The organism is Streptomyces sp. NBC_01471, from assembly GCF_041438865.1.
GTDB lineage: Bacteria > Actinomycetota > Actinomycetes > Streptomycetales > Streptomycetaceae > Streptomyces.
Genome location: NZ_CP109450.1, coordinates 2794958 through 2813724 on the forward strand (window position 1 = coordinate 2794958; position 18767 = coordinate 2813724).

At 70.7% G+C, this 18767-nt stretch carries 18 protein-coding genes; 6 read left to right on the forward strand and 12 right to left on the reverse strand.

Annotation, left to right across the window (positions count from 1 at the left end; genetic code table 11):
• Positions 1–77: 77 nt before the first annotated feature.
• Positions 78–1232: an adenosine deaminase gene (locus OG285_RS12005; RefSeq protein WP_356828509.1), complete on the reverse strand. Its 1155-nt coding sequence runs from the start codon at positions 1230–1232 to the stop codon at positions 78–80.
• A 103-nt stretch (positions 1233–1335) separates the two neighbouring features.
• Between OG285_RS12005 and OG285_RS12010 the strand changes: the two genes are divergently transcribed.
• The gene (locus OG285_RS12010; protein ID WP_356828511.1) at positions 1336–2097 is read left to right on the forward strand and encodes an alpha/beta hydrolase; all 762 of its coding nucleotides are present in this window, start codon (positions 1336–1338) and stop codon (positions 2095–2097) included.
• A gap of 66 nt (positions 2098–2163) precedes the next feature.
• On the opposite strand, the gene OG285_RS12015 is transcribed toward OG285_RS12010, so the two are convergent.
• The gene (locus OG285_RS12015) at positions 2164–3129 is read right to left on the reverse strand and encodes a LysR substrate-binding domain-containing protein (protein ID WP_371790942.1); all 966 of its coding nucleotides are present in this window, start codon (positions 3127–3129) and stop codon (positions 2164–2166) included.
• 62 nt (positions 3130–3191) lie between these two features.
• Here OG285_RS12015 and OG285_RS12020 point away from each other — a divergent pair, with 62 nt between their 5' ends.
• The gene (locus tag OG285_RS12020; protein WP_356828514.1) at positions 3192–4460 is read left to right on the forward strand and encodes an MFS transporter; all 1269 of its coding nucleotides are present in this window, start codon (positions 3192–3194) and stop codon (positions 4458–4460) included.
• Positions 4461–4577: 117 nt separating this feature from the next.
• Positions 4578–5555, forward strand: coding sequence for a sigma-70 family RNA polymerase sigma factor (locus tag OG285_RS12025; RefSeq protein ID WP_356828516.1), 978 nt, complete (start codon positions 4578–4580; stop codon positions 5553–5555).
• Between the two features lie 10 nt (positions 5556–5565).
• Here OG285_RS12025 and OG285_RS12030 read toward each other — a convergent pair whose 3' ends face one another.
• From OG285_RS12030 to OG285_RS12065, 8 genes are all read right to left on the reverse strand, one after another.
• Positions 5566–5898, reverse strand: coding sequence for an STAS domain-containing protein (locus OG285_RS12030; protein WP_356828518.1), 333 nt, complete (start codon positions 5896–5898; stop codon positions 5566–5568).
• Between the two features lie 67 nt (positions 5899–5965).
• On the reverse strand, positions 5966–7243 hold the full coding sequence (locus OG285_RS12035; protein ID WP_356828520.1) for a thymidine phosphorylase: 1278 nt from the start codon (positions 7241–7243) through the stop codon (positions 5966–5968).
• Between the two features lie 132 nt (positions 7244–7375).
• Positions 7376–7765, reverse strand: a complete 390-nt coding sequence (locus tag OG285_RS12040; RefSeq protein WP_356828522.1) for a cytidine deaminase — start codon at positions 7763–7765, stop codon at positions 7376–7378.
• On the reverse strand, positions 7762–9051 hold the full coding sequence (locus OG285_RS12045; protein ID WP_356828524.1) for an ABC transporter permease: 1290 nt from the start codon (positions 9049–9051) through the stop codon (positions 7762–7764). Before OG285_RS12045 ends, OG285_RS12040 begins: the two co-directional genes overlap by 4 nt.
• The gene (locus OG285_RS12050) at positions 9048–10178 is read right to left on the reverse strand and encodes an ABC transporter permease (protein WP_356828526.1); all 1131 of its coding nucleotides are present in this window, start codon (positions 10176–10178) and stop codon (positions 9048–9050) included. Before OG285_RS12050 ends, OG285_RS12045 begins: the two co-directional genes overlap by 4 nt.
• On the reverse strand, positions 10175–11902 hold the full coding sequence (locus OG285_RS12055) for an ATP-binding cassette domain-containing protein (RefSeq protein WP_371793510.1): 1728 nt from the start codon (positions 11900–11902) through the stop codon (positions 10175–10177). Before OG285_RS12055 ends, OG285_RS12050 begins: the two co-directional genes overlap by 4 nt.
• A gap of 173 nt (positions 11903–12075) precedes the next feature.
• Positions 12076–13134, reverse strand: a complete 1059-nt coding sequence (locus OG285_RS12060) for a BMP family protein (RefSeq protein ID WP_371790943.1) — start codon at positions 13132–13134, stop codon at positions 12076–12078.
• 152 nt (positions 13135–13286) lie between these two features.
• Positions 13287–14654, reverse strand: a complete 1368-nt coding sequence (locus OG285_RS12065; protein ID WP_371793511.1) for an amidohydrolase — start codon at positions 14652–14654, stop codon at positions 13287–13289.
• Positions 14655–14921: 267 nt separating this feature from the next.
• Here OG285_RS12065 and OG285_RS12070 point away from each other — a divergent pair, with 267 nt between their 5' ends.
• The 3 genes from OG285_RS12070 (at position 14922) to OG285_RS12080 (ending at position 16677) form a co-directional block, all read left to right on the forward strand.
• Positions 14922–15353 (forward strand): Rrf2 family transcriptional regulator, encoded by a 432-nt coding sequence (locus OG285_RS12070; protein WP_371790944.1) that lies wholly within the window; start codon positions 14922–14924, stop codon positions 15351–15353.
• 77 nt (positions 15354–15430) lie between these two features.
• Entirely contained in the window at positions 15431–16183 is a 753-nt protein-coding gene (locus OG285_RS12075; RefSeq protein WP_371790945.1) for an SDR family NAD(P)-dependent oxidoreductase, read from the forward strand.
• Between the two features lie 56 nt (positions 16184–16239).
• Complete coding sequence (locus OG285_RS12080) at positions 16240–16677, forward strand: nuclear transport factor 2 family protein (protein WP_371790946.1); 438 nt, start codon at positions 16240–16242, stop codon at positions 16675–16677.
• 68 nt (positions 16678–16745) lie between these two features.
• Here the strand turns inward: OG285_RS12080 and OG285_RS12085 are convergent, their stop codons facing one another.
• Both OG285_RS12085 and OG285_RS12090 read right to left on the reverse strand, forming a co-directional pair.
• Positions 16746–17780 carry a hypothetical protein gene (locus OG285_RS12085; RefSeq protein WP_371790947.1) on the reverse strand — a complete coding sequence of 345 codons (1035 nt, stop codon included), beginning with the start codon at positions 17778–17780 and terminating at the stop codon, positions 16746–16748.
• A 58-nt stretch (positions 17781–17838) separates the two neighbouring features.
• Complete coding sequence (locus tag OG285_RS12090) at positions 17839–18762, reverse strand: N-acetylneuraminate synthase family protein (RefSeq protein WP_356828538.1); 924 nt, start codon at positions 18760–18762, stop codon at positions 17839–17841.
• Positions 18763–18767 lie beyond the last annotated feature (5 nt).

Genomic DNA, 18767 nt, shown 5'->3' on the forward strand with positions numbered 1-18767 from the left:
GCCACTCGAACCCGCCCTCCGCAAACACGGCGAAGCGGCCGGAAAAGTCTCTTCCGGCCGCCCGTCCGACGGTGGGGTCAGCGCGCTCCGGCCGCGGAACCACTGGTCACAGCGGTCTGACGGAAGAGCCACTCGGCCTTGAGCTCCGCGTATCCGGGCTTGATGACGTCGTTGATCATGGCAAGGCGTTCATCGAAAGGAATGAATGCGGATTTCATCGCATTGACTGTGAACCACTGCATGTCGTCGAGCGTGTAGCCGAACGCGTCGACCAGGTGCTCGAATTCACGGGTCATGCTGGTGCCCGACATCAGCCGGTTGTCCGTGTTGACCGTGGTCCGGAAGTGCAGCTTCCGCAGCAGGCCGATGGGGTGCCCGGCGTACGAGTCGGCGGCGCCGGTCTGAAGGTTCGACGTGGGGCACATCTCCAGCGGGATCCGCTTGTCCCGCACGTACGAGGCGAGCCGCCCCAGCTTCACGGTGCCGTCGTCGGCGACCTCGATGTCGTCGATGATCCGCACCCCGTGCCCGAGCCGGTCCGCGCCGCACCACTGGAGCGCCTGCCAGATCGACGGCAGGCCGAAGGCCTCACCGGCGTGGATGGTGAAGTGGTTGTTCTCCCGCTTCAGATACTCGAAGGCGTCCAGGTGGCGGGTGGGCGGGAAGCCGGCCTCGGCGCCCGCGATGTCGAAGCCGACGACGCCCAGGTCCCGGTAGCTGTTGGCCAGTTCGGCGATCTCCAGCGCGCGGGCCGCGTGCCGCATCGCGGTGAGCAGGGCGCCGACCCGGATCCGGTCGCCGTTCTCCCTGGCCCGCCGCTCGCCCTCACGGAACCCCTCGTTGACCGCCTCCACGACCTCTTCGAGGGTGAGACCGCCCTCCAGGTGCTGCTCGGGGGCGTACCGGATCTCGGCGTACACGACGCCGTCCTGGGCCAGGTCCTCGGCGCACTCGGCGGCGACGCGCACCAGCGCCTCGCGCGTCTGCATGACGGCGCAGGTGTGCGCGAAGGTCTCCAGATAGCGCTCCAGCGAACCGGAATCGGCCGCTTCGCGGAACCAGATGCCGAGCTTGCCGGCGTCGGTCTCGGGGAGAGCCGTGTACCCGGCCGCGTGGGCGAGTTCGATGATCGTGCCGGGGCGCAGGCCCCCGTCGAGGTGATCGTGGAGGAGCACCTTCGGAGCTCGGCCGATCTGATCCGTGGTGGGCGATTGCTTGGTCTGGCTCGTCATCTGGGCACTTTAGCCCCTACGCGCGTAGATCGCGCCCGGTCGATATGTAACAGTGACCGTTCGGAAGGGTGGAGTACACCTCTGCTTCTGAGACTGTTCCGTTATGGCACAGCAAGCACCAGCCCTGCCGGAGGCCAGGCTGGGACGGGCAGTTGGGGCAGGCGGGACACAGTCCGCGGTCAGCGGTGTGGTTCTGCTGCTCCCCGACGGCGACCCGGTCTCCAGGCGCCGCTCCTCCCCCCTGCCGTACGCGTCCCTGCGCCCGCCGGCCCGCAGGCTCGCCCGCGCGGGCCGGGACGACGGGCTCGCGGCCCACGTCGTCCGCTACCGCTTCCGCGGCTGGAACGGCGCCGACGCGCACCTCGCCGAGGACGCGTCCTGGGCGGTGGACGAGGCGCTGCGGCGGTACGGCGACGTGCCGGTCTGCCTGGCGGGCCACGGCATGGGCGGCCGCGCCGCCCTGCACGCGGCCGGCCACGACGCGGTCACCTCGGTCCTGGCCGTCGCGCCGTGGCTGCCCGACGACGATGTGGCCGCCGAGCCCGAACCGGTGAAGCAGCTGGTGGGCCGTCAGGTCCTCATCGTGCACGGCACCACGGACGCCCGCTCCGACCCCGAACTCTCCTTCCGGCTGGCGGAGCGCGCCAAGAAGACCAACCGCGACACCTGCCGCTTCGAGGTCCACTCCGACGGCCACTCCCTGCGCCAGCACCGGTCCGAAGTGGTGGCGCTGGCAACGGACTTCGTACGGGGGGCGCTGTTCTCGCACGCGTGGGCGCGCCCGGTGGTGGACGCGTTCGCCGCGCCGCCGCCGCTGGGACTGCGGATGCCGCTGGCCGCCGGGTTCGGCAGGACCCTCCAGTAGCGGACCGGCGGTGCCGCCGGGGTGAGGGGGCGGCTGCTGCCGGAGCGGGGCGGCGTTCCCCCGTCCCTACTCCGGCAGCAGCCGCCCCCGCCGCGCCAGCAGGAACTGCTTGAACGCGGCCACCGGAGCCGTGTCCGGATGCCCGTCCAGCCAGGCCACCCCGATCTCCCGCACCGCCCGCGGCGCGGTCACCGCCAGCTCCGCCACCCCGGGCCTGGCCACCGCGGGCGGTGGCAGCAGTGCCACCCCGAGCCCGGCGGCCACCAGCCCGCGCAGCGTTTCCGCCTCCTCGCCCTCGAAGGCGATCCGCGGGGTGAACCCGGCCTCGGCGCACAGGTCGTCGGTGATGCGGCGCAGCCCGTACCCCGGCTCCAGCGTCACGAAGGCCTCGTCGGCGGCCTCGGCGAGCCTGACCCGTCTGCGGCCGGCGAGCCGGTGGTAGTCCGGCACCACGAGCCGCAGCCGCTGCTCGTCCAGGCGCCGGGCGACCAGGTCGGGCGCGTCCGGCACCGGGGAGGTCAGACAGAGGTCGAGCTCCCCGGCACGCAGCCGTTTGATCATCGCCTCGCCGTAGTTCTGGACGAGCTGGAACCGCACACCCGGGTGGTCGGCCCGGAAGGCACGGATCAGTCCTGGGACCGTCTCGGGGCCCAGCGTGTGCAGGAAACCGAAGGTGATGCGGCCGGACGCGGGGTCGGCGTCCGCCCGTACGGAATCGGCCGCCCGCCCGACCTCGGTGAGCGCCCGCTCCACGGTCGACAGGAAGGTGCGGCCCGCGGGCGTCAGCGAGACGGAGCGGCCCCTGCGGGCGAACAGCGCGACACCCAGGTCCGCTTCGAGCCTGACCATGGCGCGCGAGAGCGTGGACTGCGGCACCGACAACTCGTGCGCGGCCCGGGTGACATGCTCGTGGCGCGCGACCGCCTCGAAGTACGCCAGGCGCGGCGCGAGCAGGAGCCGGATGTCTTCCCTGATGTCTTCTTCGTAACTCCTGGGTGACAGCCGCGGCTGTGAGCTGTGCTGATGCTCCATGGGAACGATTATGGCCAGTCCATGCATTGGACGCATCAAAGACCCGGACCTACGTTCGGAGCATGCCTCCTGCCAGTACCGGGGCACTCACCACCGTGAGTGCCTCCGCCGCGCCGTCCCAGCCCGAGCAGCTCACCCCCGGCCGCCCCGGCTACCGCCGCATGAGCTTCGCGCTCTTCTCCGCGGGCATGGCGACCTTCGCCCTCCTCTACTCGACCCAGGCCCTGCTGCCCGCCATCAGCTCCGGCCTCGGCGCCACGGCCGGCCAGGCCAGCTGGACGGTCTCGGCGGCGACCGCCGGGCTCGCCGTGTTCGTACTGCCGCTCAGCGCGCTCTCCGAGCGGTTCGGGCGGCGGACGATGATGACGGCGTCCCTCTCGGTCGCCGTGGCCATCGGCCTGCTGGTGCCGTTCGCGCCGAACGTGACCTCGCTGATCGTGCTGCGCGCGGTGCAGGGTGCGGCCATCGCCGGGCTCCCGGCCTCGGCCATGGCCTTCCTCGCCGAGGAGGTGCGGCCCAAGGCGCTGGTCGCAGCGATCGGGCTGTTCGTCGCCGGGAACTCCATCGGCGGCATGAGCGGACGCATCCTGGCCGGCTGGGTCGCCCAGGCCTGGGGCTGGCGCGCGGCGCTCGGCGCGATCGGGCTGATGTCGGTCGTCTGCGCGGTCGTCTTCCGGCTGATGCTCCCCCGGGCCCGGAACTTCACCGCGGCCCCGCTCGACCCGCGCGCCCTGGCCCGTACCGTCGCCACCCACCTCGGCGACCCGCTGCTGCGCCGGCTGTACGCGATCGGCGCGCTCTTCATGACGGTCTTCGGCGCCGTCTACACGGTGATCGGCTACCGGCTGGTGGGCGCACCGTTCAGCCTGCCGCAGGGGCTGGTCGGCTCGGTCTTCCTGGTCTATCTCGTCGGTACGGTCTCCTCCGCGACGGCCGGCCGGCTCGTCGGCCGGCTGGGCCGCCGGGGCGCGCTCTACCTGGCGGTGTCGACGACCGCGGCGGGGCTGCTGCTCTCGCTGGCCGACGCGCTCGCGGCGGTGCTCCTGGGCCTCGTCCTGATCACCGCGGGGTTCTTCGCCGGGCACGCCGTCGCGTCCTCGTCGGTGAGCCGCACGGCGAAGACCGGCCGCGCCCAGGCGTCGGCGCTGTACCAGTCCGCGTACTACCTGGGCAGCAGCGCGGGCGGCGCGCTCGGAGCGGCCGCCTTCCACGCCGGGGGCTGGGCGGGCACGGTGGCGCTGGGGCTGCTCGCGGTGGCCGGCGTCGCGGCGGTCACGCTGTACGGGTCGTACAGCGCGCGGACCGCCCGGCGTGCACCGGCGCACACCTGAGAGCCCTCTCGGCTCCCCGTAAAAGGTGCCGGTGAGCTGATCCGCATGCCGTTGTCAGTGGCCCCCTGTAGCTTCGGTATCGCTGGTGCGATCGGGAATCAAGCAGGGGGCACCCCTATGAGCGACCTCGCGACAACAGACCTCGACGCCCGTCTGGAGGCACACAGGACGGAGCTCGCCGGTTACTGCTACCGGATGCTCGGTTCGGCCTTCGAGGCGGAGGACGCCGTGCAGGACACGATGGTCCGCGCCTGGCGGAGTTTCGACCGGTTCGAGGGCCGCTCCTCGCTGCGCTCGTGGCTCTACCGGATCGCGACCAACGTCTGTCTGGACATGCTGAACGCGGGCAACAAGCGGGCCCGCCCGATGGATCTGTCGGAGGCCACCCCGGTGGCCAGGGCCGTGCTCAACGCACAGCCCGAGGCGGCCTGGCTGGAGCCGGTGCCGGACGGCCGGGTGCTGCCGTCCCTGGTGGACCCGGCGGAGAAGGCGGTCGAGCGGGAGACGATCCGGCTCGCCTTCGTCGCCGCTCTCCAGCATCTGCCGCCCAAGCAGCGGGCCGTGCTGATCCTCCGCGAGGTGCTCGCCTGGAAGGCGAGCGAGGTCGCAGCGCTGCTGGAGACCACGGTCGCATCGGTCAACAGCGCACTGCAGCGGGCCCGTTCGACCCTCGCCGAGTGCGCGCCCGCCGCGACCGACGCGGCCGATCCGCTGAACGAGGAGCAGCAGAAGCTGCTGGCCCGCTATGTCGCGGCCTTCGAGGGGTACGACATGGAGGCGCTGACCGCTCTCCTCCATGAGGACGCCACGCTCTCCATGCCGCCGTACGACCTGTGGCTGCGCGGCCACGAGAACATCGTCGGCTGGATGCTGGGCGTCGGCTCGGTCTGCCGCGGCTCACGGCTCGTCCCGACAGTGGCCAACGGCACCCCGGCCTTCGCCCACTACCACCCGAGCGAGTCGGGTACGGGGTTCGACCCCTGGGCGCTCATGGTCATCGAGATCACCGACGGCCGGGTCGCCGGGATCACCTCGTTCCTGGACACCGAGCGCTGGTTCCCGCTCTTCGGGCTGGCCAAGCACCTGGAGGGGTAGCAAGCGGGCGCTACGGCTCCGGGGGCTCCGCGAGGCCGGTCAGGGCCAGCAGTTCGGTCAGCGCGGGCGCCGCGTTGCGGAGCTGTATCCGGCTGCCGTGCCGCAGGGCGGTGAGCCGGAGCCCCGCGACCGCCTCCACGGCGGCCAGGCCGGGGCGGACGAGGCCGCCCACGTCGCAGTCGACCGCAGCCGGCGCCCGCCCGCGCGCGGCGCCGTGCAGCAGCAGTCGCAGCTCCTCGCACAGACGCGGGACATCGGCCCGGGTGACCGGGCCGATGATGACAAGGACGAGCGGCTCGGTGACATCCACACCAGGAAGACCGGCGCGGCGTCCGGAACTCATCGCCCGGAACTCATCGCCGCACCGGTCCCACCGTGACCGGTGGCCCGCAGGTGCCGTCCAGGACCGGTCAGGCGATGCGGTCCAGCACGATCGGGTTCGCGGTGAACGCGGTTCCCGCCGGGGCGATGTCGTACGCGGACGGCAGCGACTCCAGCGCGTACGCGAACTTCTCCGGGGTGTCCGTGTGCAGGGTCAGCAGCGGCTGGCCCTCGGTGACCGTGTCACCGGGCTTGGCGTGCAGCTCGACACCCGCGCCCGCCTGCACCGGGTCCTCCTTGCGGGCGCGGCCCGCACCGAGACGCCAGGCGGCCACCCCGATGTCGTACGCGTCCAGCCGGGTCAGCACCCCGCCCGACGGGGCGGTGACGACGTGCTGCTCGCGGGCGACCGGCAGCGCCGCGTCCGGGTCGCCGCCCTGCGCCGCGATCATCCGGCGCCAGTGGTCCATCGCGGAGCCGTCGGCGAGCGCCTTCGCCGGGTCTGCGTCCCGCAGACCGGCCGCGTCCAGCATCTCGCGGGCCAGGGCGAGGGTCAGCTCCACGACGTCCGCGGGGCCGCCGCCCGCCAGGACCTCGACGGACTCGCGTACTTCGAGGGCGTTGCCCGCGGTCAGGCCGAGCGGGGTCGCCATGTCGGTGAGCAGCGCGACCGTGCGGACACCGTGGTCGGTGCCGAGACCGACCATCGTCGACGCGAGTTCGCGGGCGTCGTCCAGGTTCTTCATGAAGGCGCCGGAGCCGACCTTGACGTCCAGGACGAGCGACCCGGTGCCCTCGGCGATCTTCTTGGACATGATCGAGGAGGCGATCAGCGGAATCGCCTCGACCGTGCCGGTGACGTCGCGCAGCGCGTACAGCTTCTTGTCCGCGGGGGCCAGACCGTCGCCCGCCGCGCAGATGACCGCGCCGACCGAGTCCAGGACGTCCATCATCTCGGCGTTGGAGAGCAGCGCCCGCCAGCCGGGGACGGACTCCAGCTTGTCGAGCGTGCCACCGGTGTGGCCGAGCCCGCGGCCGGACAGCTGCGGTACGACGGCCCCGCACGCGGCGACCAGCGGAGCGAGCGGCAGCGTGATCTTGTCACCGACACCGCCGGTGGAGTGCTTGTCGGCGGTCGGCCGGGACAGCGCCGAGAAGTCCATCCGCTCACCGGAGTTGATCATCGCGGCGGTCCAGCGGGCGATCTCGGTGCGGTTCATGCCGTTGAGCAGGATCGCCATCGCCAGCGCCGACATCTGCTCGTCGGCGACCGCGCCGCGGGTGTACGCGTCGATCACCCAGTCGATCTGCTCGGGGCTCAGTTCGCCCCGGTCCCGCTTGGTGCGGATGACAGAGATGACGTCCATGGAGTTGGCGTTCCTTCCGGCAGGGGGTGTGTGTCGGTGCGCGTGACGCGCGACGACTCTACGCGCATAGAGATGTCTGGAGGGAGGGGAGGCCGACGGCCCTTCCACCCCGGTGGAAGGGCCGTCGACGCGTCAGTTCAGATGCTGCGGGCCGAACGCCTGCGGCAGCATCTCGGAGAGCGGCAGCACCCCGTCGGGGGTTTCGAGCAGCAGCTCGGGCCCGCCGAACTCGTACAGCAGCTGGCGGCAGCGCCCGCACGGCACGAGCACCGCGCCCGCGCCGTCGACACAGGTGAAGTGGGTCAGCCGGCCACCGCCGGTGACCTGGAGCTGGGAGACCAGACCGCACTCGGCGCACAGCCCGATGCCGTACGAGGCGTTCTCGACGTTGCAGCCGACGACCGTGCGCCCGTCGTCCACCAGCGCCGCGACACCCACGGGATACTTCGAGTACGGCGCGTACGCACGGGACATCGCGCCGCGCGCGGCCTCCCGCAGTACGTCCCAGTCGACCTCTGTCACTTGCCCTGGCCCTTCCGGTAGCGCATGCCGTCCGCCTTGGGCATCCGCAGCCGCTGCGCGGAGAGCGAGAGCACCAGCAGGGTCACCACGTACGGGGTGGCGCCCACGAAGTCGGACGGGACATCGTCCGTCAACAGGTACCAGACCAGGATGAGCACGGCGACGACCGCGCTGATCGTGCCCTGGACCACCGCCTTGCGGTACAGCTTCCACGCGGCGAGCAGCACGAGCAGCACCACGATGAGCAGCAGCAGGGCGTGCACGGTCTCGCCGCCGTTGCGCAGCTGGAGCGCGTCGGAGAAGCCGAACAGGCCCGCGCCCATCGCGAGTCCGCCGGGACGCCAGTTGCCGAAGATCATCGCGGCCAGACCGATGTAGCCGCGCCCGCCGGTCTGGTTCTCCAGGTAGATGTGCGTGGGCACCATCGCGAGGAAGGCACCGCCGAGCCCGGCCAGACCGCCGGAGATGGCGACCGCCGCGTACTTGTACGTGTAGACGTTGACGCCCAGCGACTCGGCGGCGATCGGGTTCTCTCCGCAGGAGCGCAGCCGGAGGCCGAACGCGGTCTTCCACAGCACCCACCAGGTGCCGATGAAGAGCAGCACGGCGATGATCGTCAGTGCCGACACGTCGGTGACCAGGCCGCCGAGGACACCGGCCAGGTCGGAGACGAAGAACCAGTGGTGCTTCTCGACGGAGGACAGCCCGTCCGAGAGACCCGGCACGGTGAAGTCGGGCATCGAGTCGACGGGCGGGGACTGCTTCGGGTTGCCGCCCGCGGCCTCGGCGGCGCCGTGGTTGAAGAAGATCTTGGCGAGGTACTGGGTGGCGCCGAGCGCCAGCAGGTTGACCGCCACACCGGAGACGATGTGGTCCACGCCGAAGGTGATGGTGACGATCCCGTGGATCAGTCCGCCGAGCATGCCGAAGGTGATGCCCGCGAGCAGTCCGAGCCAGGGGCTGGACTGCCAGCCGATCCAGCCGGCCCCGAAGGTGCCGAGGATCATCATGCCTTCGAGGCCGATGTTCACCACACCGGCCCGCTCGGACCAGAGACCGCCGAGTCCGGCGAGTCCGATCGGCACGGCGAGCCCGAGCGAGGCGCCGATCTGGCCCTCGGAGGTCAACTGGTCGGCGCCGGTGACGATCCGGACCAGGGAGAGCAGGATCAGCGCACAGGCGACGATCAGCAGGATCTTCGGGAGCGAGAGGCCGGAACGGCCGGACGTGGCGCTCGCCGCCTTGGAATCCGCCGGCGGCGGAGTCTTGGTCATGGTCGCGGTCATGCCGTCACCTCCTGCTGGTTCGAGTGGGCGGCGGCCTGCGCGGCGAGTTCGGCGCCGACCTTGCGCTGCTGTCGCTTGAGCCCGTAACGGCGCACGACTTCGTAGGCGATGACCACGCACAGGACGATGACGCCCTGGATCACGCCGAGGATCTCCTTGTCGTACCCCATGAACTCAAGGTGGTTGGTGGTGCGCTCCAGGAAGCCCCAGAGGAGCGCGCCGAGCGCGATGCCGATGGGGTGGTTGCGGCCCAGGAGCGCGATGGCGATCCCGGTGAAGCCGACGCCCAGCGGGAAGTCGTTGCTGTACATGTGGCTGTCGTTGAGCAGCGTCGGCATCCCGATCAGACCGGCCATCGCACCCGAGATGATCATGCTGGTGGCGACCATCTTCTTGACGCTGACACCACTCGCGGAGGCCGCGGACTCGGACTGGCCGACGGCGCGCAGGTCGAAGCCGAAGCGGGTGCGGCCCAGCACGAACCAGTACGCCACACCGGCCAGCGCCGCGATGAAGATGAAGCCCCAGAGCATCCCGGCAGGACCGGTGTTGATGGAGAAGAACCAGGAGGACTCCGGCAGCGGCTTGGTGGAGACGAGCGTGCCGGCGTCGTCGAGCTGGCCGAGCCGGCCCGGCTGCATCAGATAGGCGATGACCGCGGTGGCGATCGAGTTCAGCATGATCGTCGAGATGACTTCGCTGACGCCCCGCGTCACCTTCAGCACGCCGGCGATACCGGCCCACATCGCGCCGACCAGCATGGCCGTCACGATCATCAGCGGGATCTGGACGATGCCGGGCAGCGACAGCGCGCCGCCGACGACCGCGGCGAAGAAGGCGGCCATCCGGTACTGGCCGTCGACCCCGATGTTGAAGAGGTTCATCCGGAAGCCGATGGCCACCGCGATACCGGCGAGGTAGTACGTCGTCGCCTTGTTGAGGATGTAGATCTGGCTGTCACTGGCCGAGCCGTACGTCAGCATGTCGCTGAACGCGGACAGCGGGTTCTTGCCGGTGGCCAGGATGACCAGCGCGGTGACGACGAGGGCCGCCACCACCGCGAGCAGGGGCGCCGCTATGCCGAGGAGCAGTCGCTCCCGGTCGATGCGCGAGGTGTACTTCTTCATCGGTCCTCTCCCCCAGCTTCGCCGCCGGCGGTGTCCGGGGTCTCCGGGGTCGTCCTGGGCTCCGGGGTCGTCCTGGGCTCCGGGATCCGCGGCGCCTTCCGGCCTGCCGGGGTCTTCGGAGTGCCCGGAGCCTTCTGGGTGCCGGGAGCCTCCGGACCTGAGTTCCCGTCCGGACCGGCGTTCTCGCCGTGCTCCAGGTGGCCGGTCGCGGCTCCGGTCATCGCGGAGCCGAGCTCCTCGGGGGTGATCGTGGCGGGGTCCGCGTCGGCGACGAGCCGGCCGCGGTACATCACGCGCAGGGTGTCGGACAGGCCGATCAGCTCGTCCAGGTCGGCGGAGATCAGCAGGACCGCCAGCCCTTCGCGGCGGGCCTCCTTGATCTGGTCCCAGATCTGGGCCTGCGCGCCGACGTCCACGCCCCGGGTGGGGTGTGCGGCGATCAGCAGCTTGGGGTGGTGGCTCATCTCACGGCCGACGATCAGCTTCTGCTGGTTGCCGCCGGAGAGGGAGGCCGCGGTGACGTCGATACCGGGCGTCCGCACGTCGTAGTCGGCGACGATCCGCTCGGTGTCGGCGCGGGCCGCCTTCGCGTCGATCAGCCCGCGCCGGGAGTTGGGCCGCTCGGTGACATGGCCGAGGATCCGGTTCTCCCAGAGCGGGGCCTCCAGGAGCAGGCCGTGCCGGTGGCGGTCCTCGGGGATGTAGCCGATGCCGCTCTCGCGGCGCTCGCGGGTGGGCGCGTGCGAGATGTCGGTGGTGCCGAGCGTGATGACACCGCCGTCGGGGTCGCGCATCCCCATGATCGCCTCGACGAGCTCGGCCTGGCCGTTGCCCTCCACACCGGCGATGCCCAGGACTTCGCCCTGGTGGATGGTGAAGGAGATCCCGGAGAGCACCTCGCGTACGACGCCGTCGGTGTCGACCGCGGTGAGCCTCAGGCCGTCGAGGGTGAGCATCGGCGCGTCGGTGACCGTCGACTCGCGCGTCTCGGGCGAGGGCAGCTCGCTGCCGACCATCAGCTCGGCCAGCTGCTTCGACGTGGTGGTCGCCGGGTCGGCGGTGCCCACGGTCGTGCCGCGCCGGATGACGGTGATCTCGTCGGCGACGGAGAGCACCTCACCGAGCTTGTGGGAGATGAAGATGACCGTCAGGCCTTCGGACTTGAGCTCGCGGAGGTTGTCGAAGAGCGCGTCGACCTCCTGCGGGACCAGGACCGCGGTCGGCTCGTCGAGGATGAGCGTGCGGGCGCCGCGGTAGAGGACCTTGAGGATCTCCACGCGCTGGCGGTCGGCGACACCGAGGTTCTCGACGAGGACGTCCGGGCGGACGCCGAGACCGTACGCGTCCGAGATCTCCCGGATCTTGTTACGGGCCTTGGTACCGATCCCGTACAGCTTCTCGCCGCCGAGAACCACGTTCTCCAGGACCGTGAGGTTGTCGGCGAGCATGAAGTGCTGGTGCACCATGCCGATGCCACGGGCGATGGCGTCGGCGGGGCTGGCGAACACGGCCTGGTCGCCGTCGATGGTGATGGTGCCCTCGTCCGGCTTCTGCATGCCGTAGAGGATCTTCATCAGGGTCGACTTGCCGGCCCCGTTCTCACCGCACAGCGCGTGCACGGTGCCCTTGCGGACGGTGATGTCGATGTCGCGGTTGGCGACGACACCGGGGAATCGTTTGGTGATGCCGCGCAGTTCGACGGCGGGAGGGCTGGACGCGTTGATGGCGCACTCTCCTCGGAGAAGGAGCGATGGGGCGGCGGAGCCCCGGCGTAGGCGGGACGGGATGCGGTGACGCTAACGCGTCAACTACGCGCTACACGCGTAGAGTTGACACATTGTTATGGGCCCGGCGAGAGGCAGGCAACCCTCACACCGGGCCCAGGTGACGGGCCGGGTCAGGGGGTCGTCTTGACCTTGACCTTGCCGTCCACGATCTTCTTCTGCGCGGCGTCGAGCTGGGTCTTGATGTCGCCGATGAAACCGCCACTGGTGGCCAGCGAGACACCGCCCTCGGCGAGCGAGTAGGTGTGCGTACCGGTCATCGGCTTGCCGGCCCGGACCGACTTGACCAGGTCGTAGACGCCGATGTCGACGTTCTTGACGACCGAGGTCAGGATCGAGGACTTGTACTTCGCCAGCGAGGCGATGTTGTACTGGTCCGAGTCGACGCCGATCGCCCAGGCGCCCTTCTTGCCGTTGACGGCCTCGATGGCGCCGTTGCCGGAGGATCCTGCCGCCGAGTAGACGACGTCCGCGCCCTTGTCGAGCATGCCCTGCGCGGCTTCCTTGCCCTTGTCGGGGCTGGCGAAGCCGGAGGTGTCCGAGCCGTGGCTGAGGTACTGCCGATCGATCTTGATCTTGCTATTGGTGTCCTTGACGCCCTGGACGTAACCCGCCTCGAACTTCTTGATCAGCGGGACGTCCACACCACCGATGAAACCGACGTGGTGGGTCTTGGACTTCAGCGCTGCGGCGACTCCCGCGAGGTAGGAGCCCTGCTCCTCGGTGAAGACGATGTTGTCGACGTTCTTGGCGTCGACGACCGAGTCCACGATGCCGAAGGTGACCTTCGGGTACTTGGCAGCGACCTGCTTCATCGAGTTCGCGTAGGCGTAACCGATGCCGACGATCGGGTTGTAGCCCGCGTCCGCGAGGTCGGTGAGCCGCTGAACGCGGTCGGCCTCGGTGTCGGTGGTCTTCGCCGTCAGTTCCTTGATGCTGCCGCCGAACTCCTTCTTCGCCTTGTCCATACCGCGGGCAGCGGAGTCGTTGAAGGAGTGGTCGCCGCGGCCACCGACGTCGTACGCGACGCCGACCTTGACCCCCTTGGAGGAGCCGGACGACGAAGACTTGGACTCATCCTGCTGAGTCGACGTGCTGCCGCAGGCGGAGACGGAGAGAGCGAGGGCCGCGGTGGCTATGCCAGACGCAGCGATCTTGGTTACCCGGCGCAAGAGGAGGTCCCTTCAAACCAAACCTGGAGCGCCTCTTCCGGCGCTGGTTTTCGCGAGGATCGTAACGCGCGTAGATGTCAGGTAAAGGCCCGTTCGGAACCTGTTATCGGATCGACGCGAACGGGGTCGTGACTCTCCGGTTACGTGTCCGCCTACAGTCGGCGTCCATCGAGCAACGCGGCGGCGGTGAACAGTTCCACGCCGACCTCGACCGACGCCTCGTCGGGGTCGAAGTCCCCCCGGTGCAGGTCGCCCCGGGGGCTGTCGCCGGGTGTCCGCACGCCGAGCCGGGCCATCGCACCGGGCACCTGCTCCAGATACCAGGAGAAGTCCTCGCCGCCCAGGCTCTGTTCGGTGTCCTCGATCGCGTACGGCCCGCGGCGCGCGGTCATGGCGTCGCGCAGCAGCTCGGTCATGGCACCGTCATTGACGACGGGCGGCACCCCGCGTACGTAATTGATCACCGACTTGGCCCGGTGCAGGTCGGCCACCTCGGCGATGGCCGCGTGCACCAGATCGGGGGCGGCCCGCCAGGCGTCCAGGTCGAGGCAGCGCACGGTGCCGGAGAGTTCGGCGTGCTGCGGGATGACGTTGCAGGCGTGGCCGGCCTCGATCCGCCCCCAGGTCACGGCGAGCCCCGCGCGGGCGTCGACCCGCCGGCCCAGCAGTGCGGGCACATCGGAGGCGACCCTGGCGGCGGCGGTCACCAGATCGGTGGTGAGGTGCGGGCGCGCGGTGTGCCCGCCGGGCCCGTCCAGGCTGACTTCGAGCCGGTCGCAGGCAGAGGTGATGGGCCCGGTCCGCAGCCCGATCCGTCCGGCGTCGACCTTGGGGTCGCAGTGCACGGCGATGATCCGGCCGACCCCTTCGAGCGCCCCCGACTCGATGGCGTCGGGGGCGCCGCCCGGCAGCACTTCCTCGGCGGGCTGGAAGATCAGCCGTACCGGGTGCGGCAGCCGGCCCGCCCGGTGCAGCCGGGCGAGCACCAGACCGGCGCCGAGCACGACGGTGGTGTGCACGTCGTGCCCGCAGGCGTGCGCCATGCCGGGCACGGTGGAGCGGTAGTCGCAGTCGACCTTGGTGTCCGGGATGGGCAGCGCGTCGATGTCGGCGCGCAGGGCGAGCATGGGGCGGGGGGCGGTGGACGCAGTCGTACGGTCCGCGCTGCCGGTGCCGACCGTACTGCCGGTGCCGACCGTACTGCCGGTGCCGATGTCGCAGATGAGGCCGGTCCCGGTGTTGAGCACGCGGGGCGCGAGCCCGGCCAGCTCCAGCCGCGCCTTGAGGGCGGCGGTGGTGCGGTACTCCTGGTTCCCCGGCTCCGGGTGCCGGTGCAGATCCCGGCGGAAGGCGATCAGCTCGGCACGGAGGTCGGCGGGCAGTGCACCGGGCAGGGCCGCGTCAGCGGCACCGGCGGCGGGGCCGGGGCCGGGGCCGGGGCCGCCGACACCATCGGTTCCACTGGCTGCACTGGCGCCGTGGGCGCCACCGGGCTGGTCGGCATCGGACTCGCGGGACATCAACTGGTTCACCCGTTCAAGGTTAGGCCCCTTCATTGCTCAACTAACCACCGATCAACAAAAGTTCAGCCGCTTAGGCGAAAGAATCATGGCGCGGAGGGCTTGGGGTGAGGTTTTGGTGGGTATTGCCGTGGGCCGCTCGGGCGGGTGGCGGGGCGCGTCCATGGGCTGGTGGGTCCGCGGCGGGCCGCCCCGCTTGCCCGAGTCCGTCGTAACAGTTATGGTTACAGCGAAACGGCACCACGGACCACCGACAGAGGGGGCGACATGAGCGCCAACAGCAGGCTGACCGTCGCCGTGCACGCCCTCGCATGGGTGGGGCTCTACCAGAGCCGCGGGTTCGAGGTCGCCACGTCGGAGCAGATCGCGGACAGCGCGAACACCAACCCCGTGGTGATCCGGCGCCTGCTCGGCCAGCTCCGCACAGCGGATCTCGTGCGCTCCCAGCGCGGCTCCGGAGCGGGCTGGATGCTGAACCGGAAACTTTCCGGGATCACCCTGCTGGACGTGTACGACGCCATCGAGTCCGGCCCGCTGTTCGGCATGCACCGCGCGGACCCCAATCCGGACTGCGTCGTGGGCGCCGGCATCCAGCCCGCGCTCGGCAATGTCTACGGACGCCTCGACCGGACGCTCCGGGAGGAGTTGGCCCGCACCACCGTGGCCGACGTCCTGAGCGACACGCTCTCCGCCCACTGACCGCACCAGGACCGCCGCGGCGGTTTTTTCATCCCCTCAATGTAACCAAAATAGTTACACCGAAAACAGGAGGAATCATGGGACAGATGGCTGGCAGGACCGCCCTGGTGACCGGCGCGTCGAGCGGTATCGGACGGGCGGTGGCCAAGCGCTTCGCCGACGACGGCGCCCGTGTGTACCTGACCGGCAGGCGCGCCTCCGCCCTGGAGGCCGCCGCGGCCGAGGCCGGACCCGAAGCGGTGGCGGTGCAGTGCGACGTATCGAAGGCGGCCGACCTCGATCGCCTCTTCGACGTCATCCGGCGGGACGGCCGGCAGCTGGACGTCGTAGTGGCCAACGCCGGAGTGGGCGAGCACGCCCGTCTTGAGGACGCGACCGAGGACCAGTTCGCCCGGACCTTCGACATCAATGTGAAGGGAAGCCTCCTGACCGTCCAGAAGTCCTTGCCGCTGCTGGCGCCGGGGGCTTCCGTCATCCTGCTGTCCTCCTCCAGCGCCGGGCAGGGCGGCGAAGGTCTCGGGATCTACGCGGCATCCAAGGCCGCGGTCCGGAGCCTGGCGCGCACCTGGGCGAACGAGCTGGCAGCGCTGGGGGTCCGGGTCAACGTGATCACCCCGGGCCCCATCGGGACCCCGGGCTTCGACGGCCTCGCGACGGGAGCGGGGCACGAGGCCGAACAGGCCAGGACGGCCTTCGCCTCCCAGATCCCCCTGGACCGCATGGGCCGGCCCGAGGAAGTCGCGGCCCTGGCCGCCTTCCTGGCCGGCGACGAGAGCTCCTTCAGCACCGGAGCCGAGTTCTTCGTGGACGGTGGGCTGGTCCAGGTCTGAACCCCGTTTCCGAACCCCGCACCTCCTCCACCCGCCACCACACCCAAGGAGCAGTCATGACAGCGACCGCCCGCCCCACCGATGTCAGCGATCTCCGCGAAACCGTCAACAGCTTTCTCCGCCTGCTGGCGGCAGGGGACGCGGACGGCGTCGCCGCCCTGTTCTCCGAGCAGATCGACTGGTACGTCCCCGGCGACAGCCGCCTGCCCTGGACCGGCCCCCGTACCCGCCGCGAGGAGGTGTCCGCGTACTTCCGCACGATGTGGCCCGTCTTCGTGGAGGGCGCGAGCGAATCACGGATCGACGAGATCCTGGTGGACGGCCACGAGGCCGCTCTGTTCGGCCGGTTCACCCACACGGTGAAGTCCACCGGGCGCAGTTTCACCACGCCTGTGGCCTTCCGGCTGACGGTCCGCGACGGACGGATCGAACGCCTCCATCTGTTCGAGGACACCCTCGCCGTCGCCCGGGCCATGCCCCTGGCGGCAGGCTGACCGCCAGCCGGGGGCCCTCCGGGTCCGCCGGGGCCTCCGGGAAGCCGGAGTTCCACGTCCCGGGAACCTCACACCCCCGGCGCCAGCCGCTGCACGTCGCGTGCCGTGCCCGTCACCCCCGCCAGGAATCCCTGTGCCCGGGGGGACGCCGTGTCCGTGAGCCAGGTGGGGTCGATGTCGCAGACCGCCACCCGGACCTCCGTGCCCGCCAGCGCGAGCGGCAGGGTGTGGACCACCGTGGACGGGAAGCTCACGATCGTGCGGCCGATCGGGCCGCGGCGCGCGATCAGTTCCAGCGGGAGATCGGGGCGGACGATCTCCAGGCCCGTCTCCGCGTGCAGGCGGTGCAGCTTCTCGGTGGATTCGCGTCGGTGGGCGAAGTACCGCGTCACCCGGTGCGTACGGGCCAGGCCGGTCACCGCCGCGATGTAGCGGTCCTGGTCCACCACCCCCGTCTCCACGAGCGAGGTGCCCACCAGGTCCGAGGTGCGGGTGATCCTCGGCGGGCCGAACCGGGAGCGCGTCCAGGCGAAGTCATTGGTGGTGACCGTCAGGCCGGGGGGCGCGTCCGTCACCGGCATCGAGCTGAAGACCTCCACCGCGCGCCGGCCGGACGGGGTGAGGCGGCGGCGGGCCGCCGACGCCATGGGGGCGAAGAGCAGGTCCCGGGGGCCGCGGCGGCCGCGTCTGTGCCAGCGGACCAGGGGCTCCTTCGCGGCGAGTTGGGCGATGAACTCCATGGTGGCCGTGCCGTCGTCCACCACCGTCAGGTCCCGGGCGCCGGTCAGGGCGAGGAGGAGTTGCACGTACCGCGAGAACGGGTCCCCGATCACGATCCGGCCGGCCCCGCGCAGCAGGGGTGTCAGCCCGCCGATGGTCTGGAACGGCGCCGCCACTCCGCCACGCGCCTCCTCCCAGCGCACCGTGATCCCCTCGCCCCGGGCCAGTTCGGCCATCCGGCGCAGCTGGCCCCGGGACATGGGGTCGAGCGGTGAGAGGACGACCACGGTCAGGTCCATGGTCGTCGTGTGGGCCCACTCCAGCAGGTTGAGCAGCTGGACGGGGCTCTCCACGAAGGCGAGCGTGGCGGGGGCGCTCTTCACAGTGGCGGTTCTCCGGTCTCGTTTCTCCGGTCCGGGGCTCCGGTCCGGTTCTCCGGCCTCAGACCGACGCGGGCTCGCGGTCCGCGCCCTCGGCGACGACGCCCGCGACGCGGCGCAGCTTCTTCATCGGGGCGAGCTCCGACTCGTAGACCTTCTTGACGCCGTCACCGAGCGACGCCTCGATGGTGCGGATGTCACGCACCAGCCGCTGCAGGCCCTGCGGCTCGACCGATGCCGCCTGGTCGGAGCCCCACATGGCGCGGTCCAGGGTGATGTGACGCTCGACGAAGGCCGCGCCGAGCGCGACGGCGGCCAGGGTGGTCTGGAGGCCGGTCTCGTGGCCGCTGTAGCCGATCGGGACGTTGGGGTACTCCCCCTGGAGGGTGTTGATGACGCGGAGGTTCAGCTCCTCGGCCTTGGCCGGGTACGTCGAAGTGGCGTGGCAGAGAAGGATGTTGTCACTGCCGAGCACCTCGACCGCGTGCCGGATCTGCTTCGGGGTCGACATACCGGTGGAGAGGATCACCGTACGGCCGGTGGCACGCAGCGAGCGCAGCAGCTCGTCGTCGGTGAGCGAAGCGGACGCGACCTTGTGCGCCGGTACGTCGAACTTCTCCAGGAACGCGACGGCCTCGGTGTCCCACGGCGATGCGAACCAGTCGATGCCGCGCTCGGCGCAGTGCTCGCTGATCGCGCGGTACTCGTCCTCGCCGAACTCGACGCGGTGCCGGTAGTCGATGTACGTCATCCGGCCCCAGGGCGTGTCGCGCTCGATGTCCCACTGGTCACGCGGGGTGCAGATCTCCGGGGTGCGCTTCTGGAACTTGACCGCGTCGCAGCCCGCTTCGGCGGCGATGTCGATCAGGGCGAGGGCATTGTCCAGCTCACCGTTGTGGTTGATGCCGATCTCGCCGGTGATGTAGACGGGGTTGCCGGGGCCCGCGGTCTTGGCGCCGAGGGTGCGGAGGCGGGTGGTGCTCATGAGGG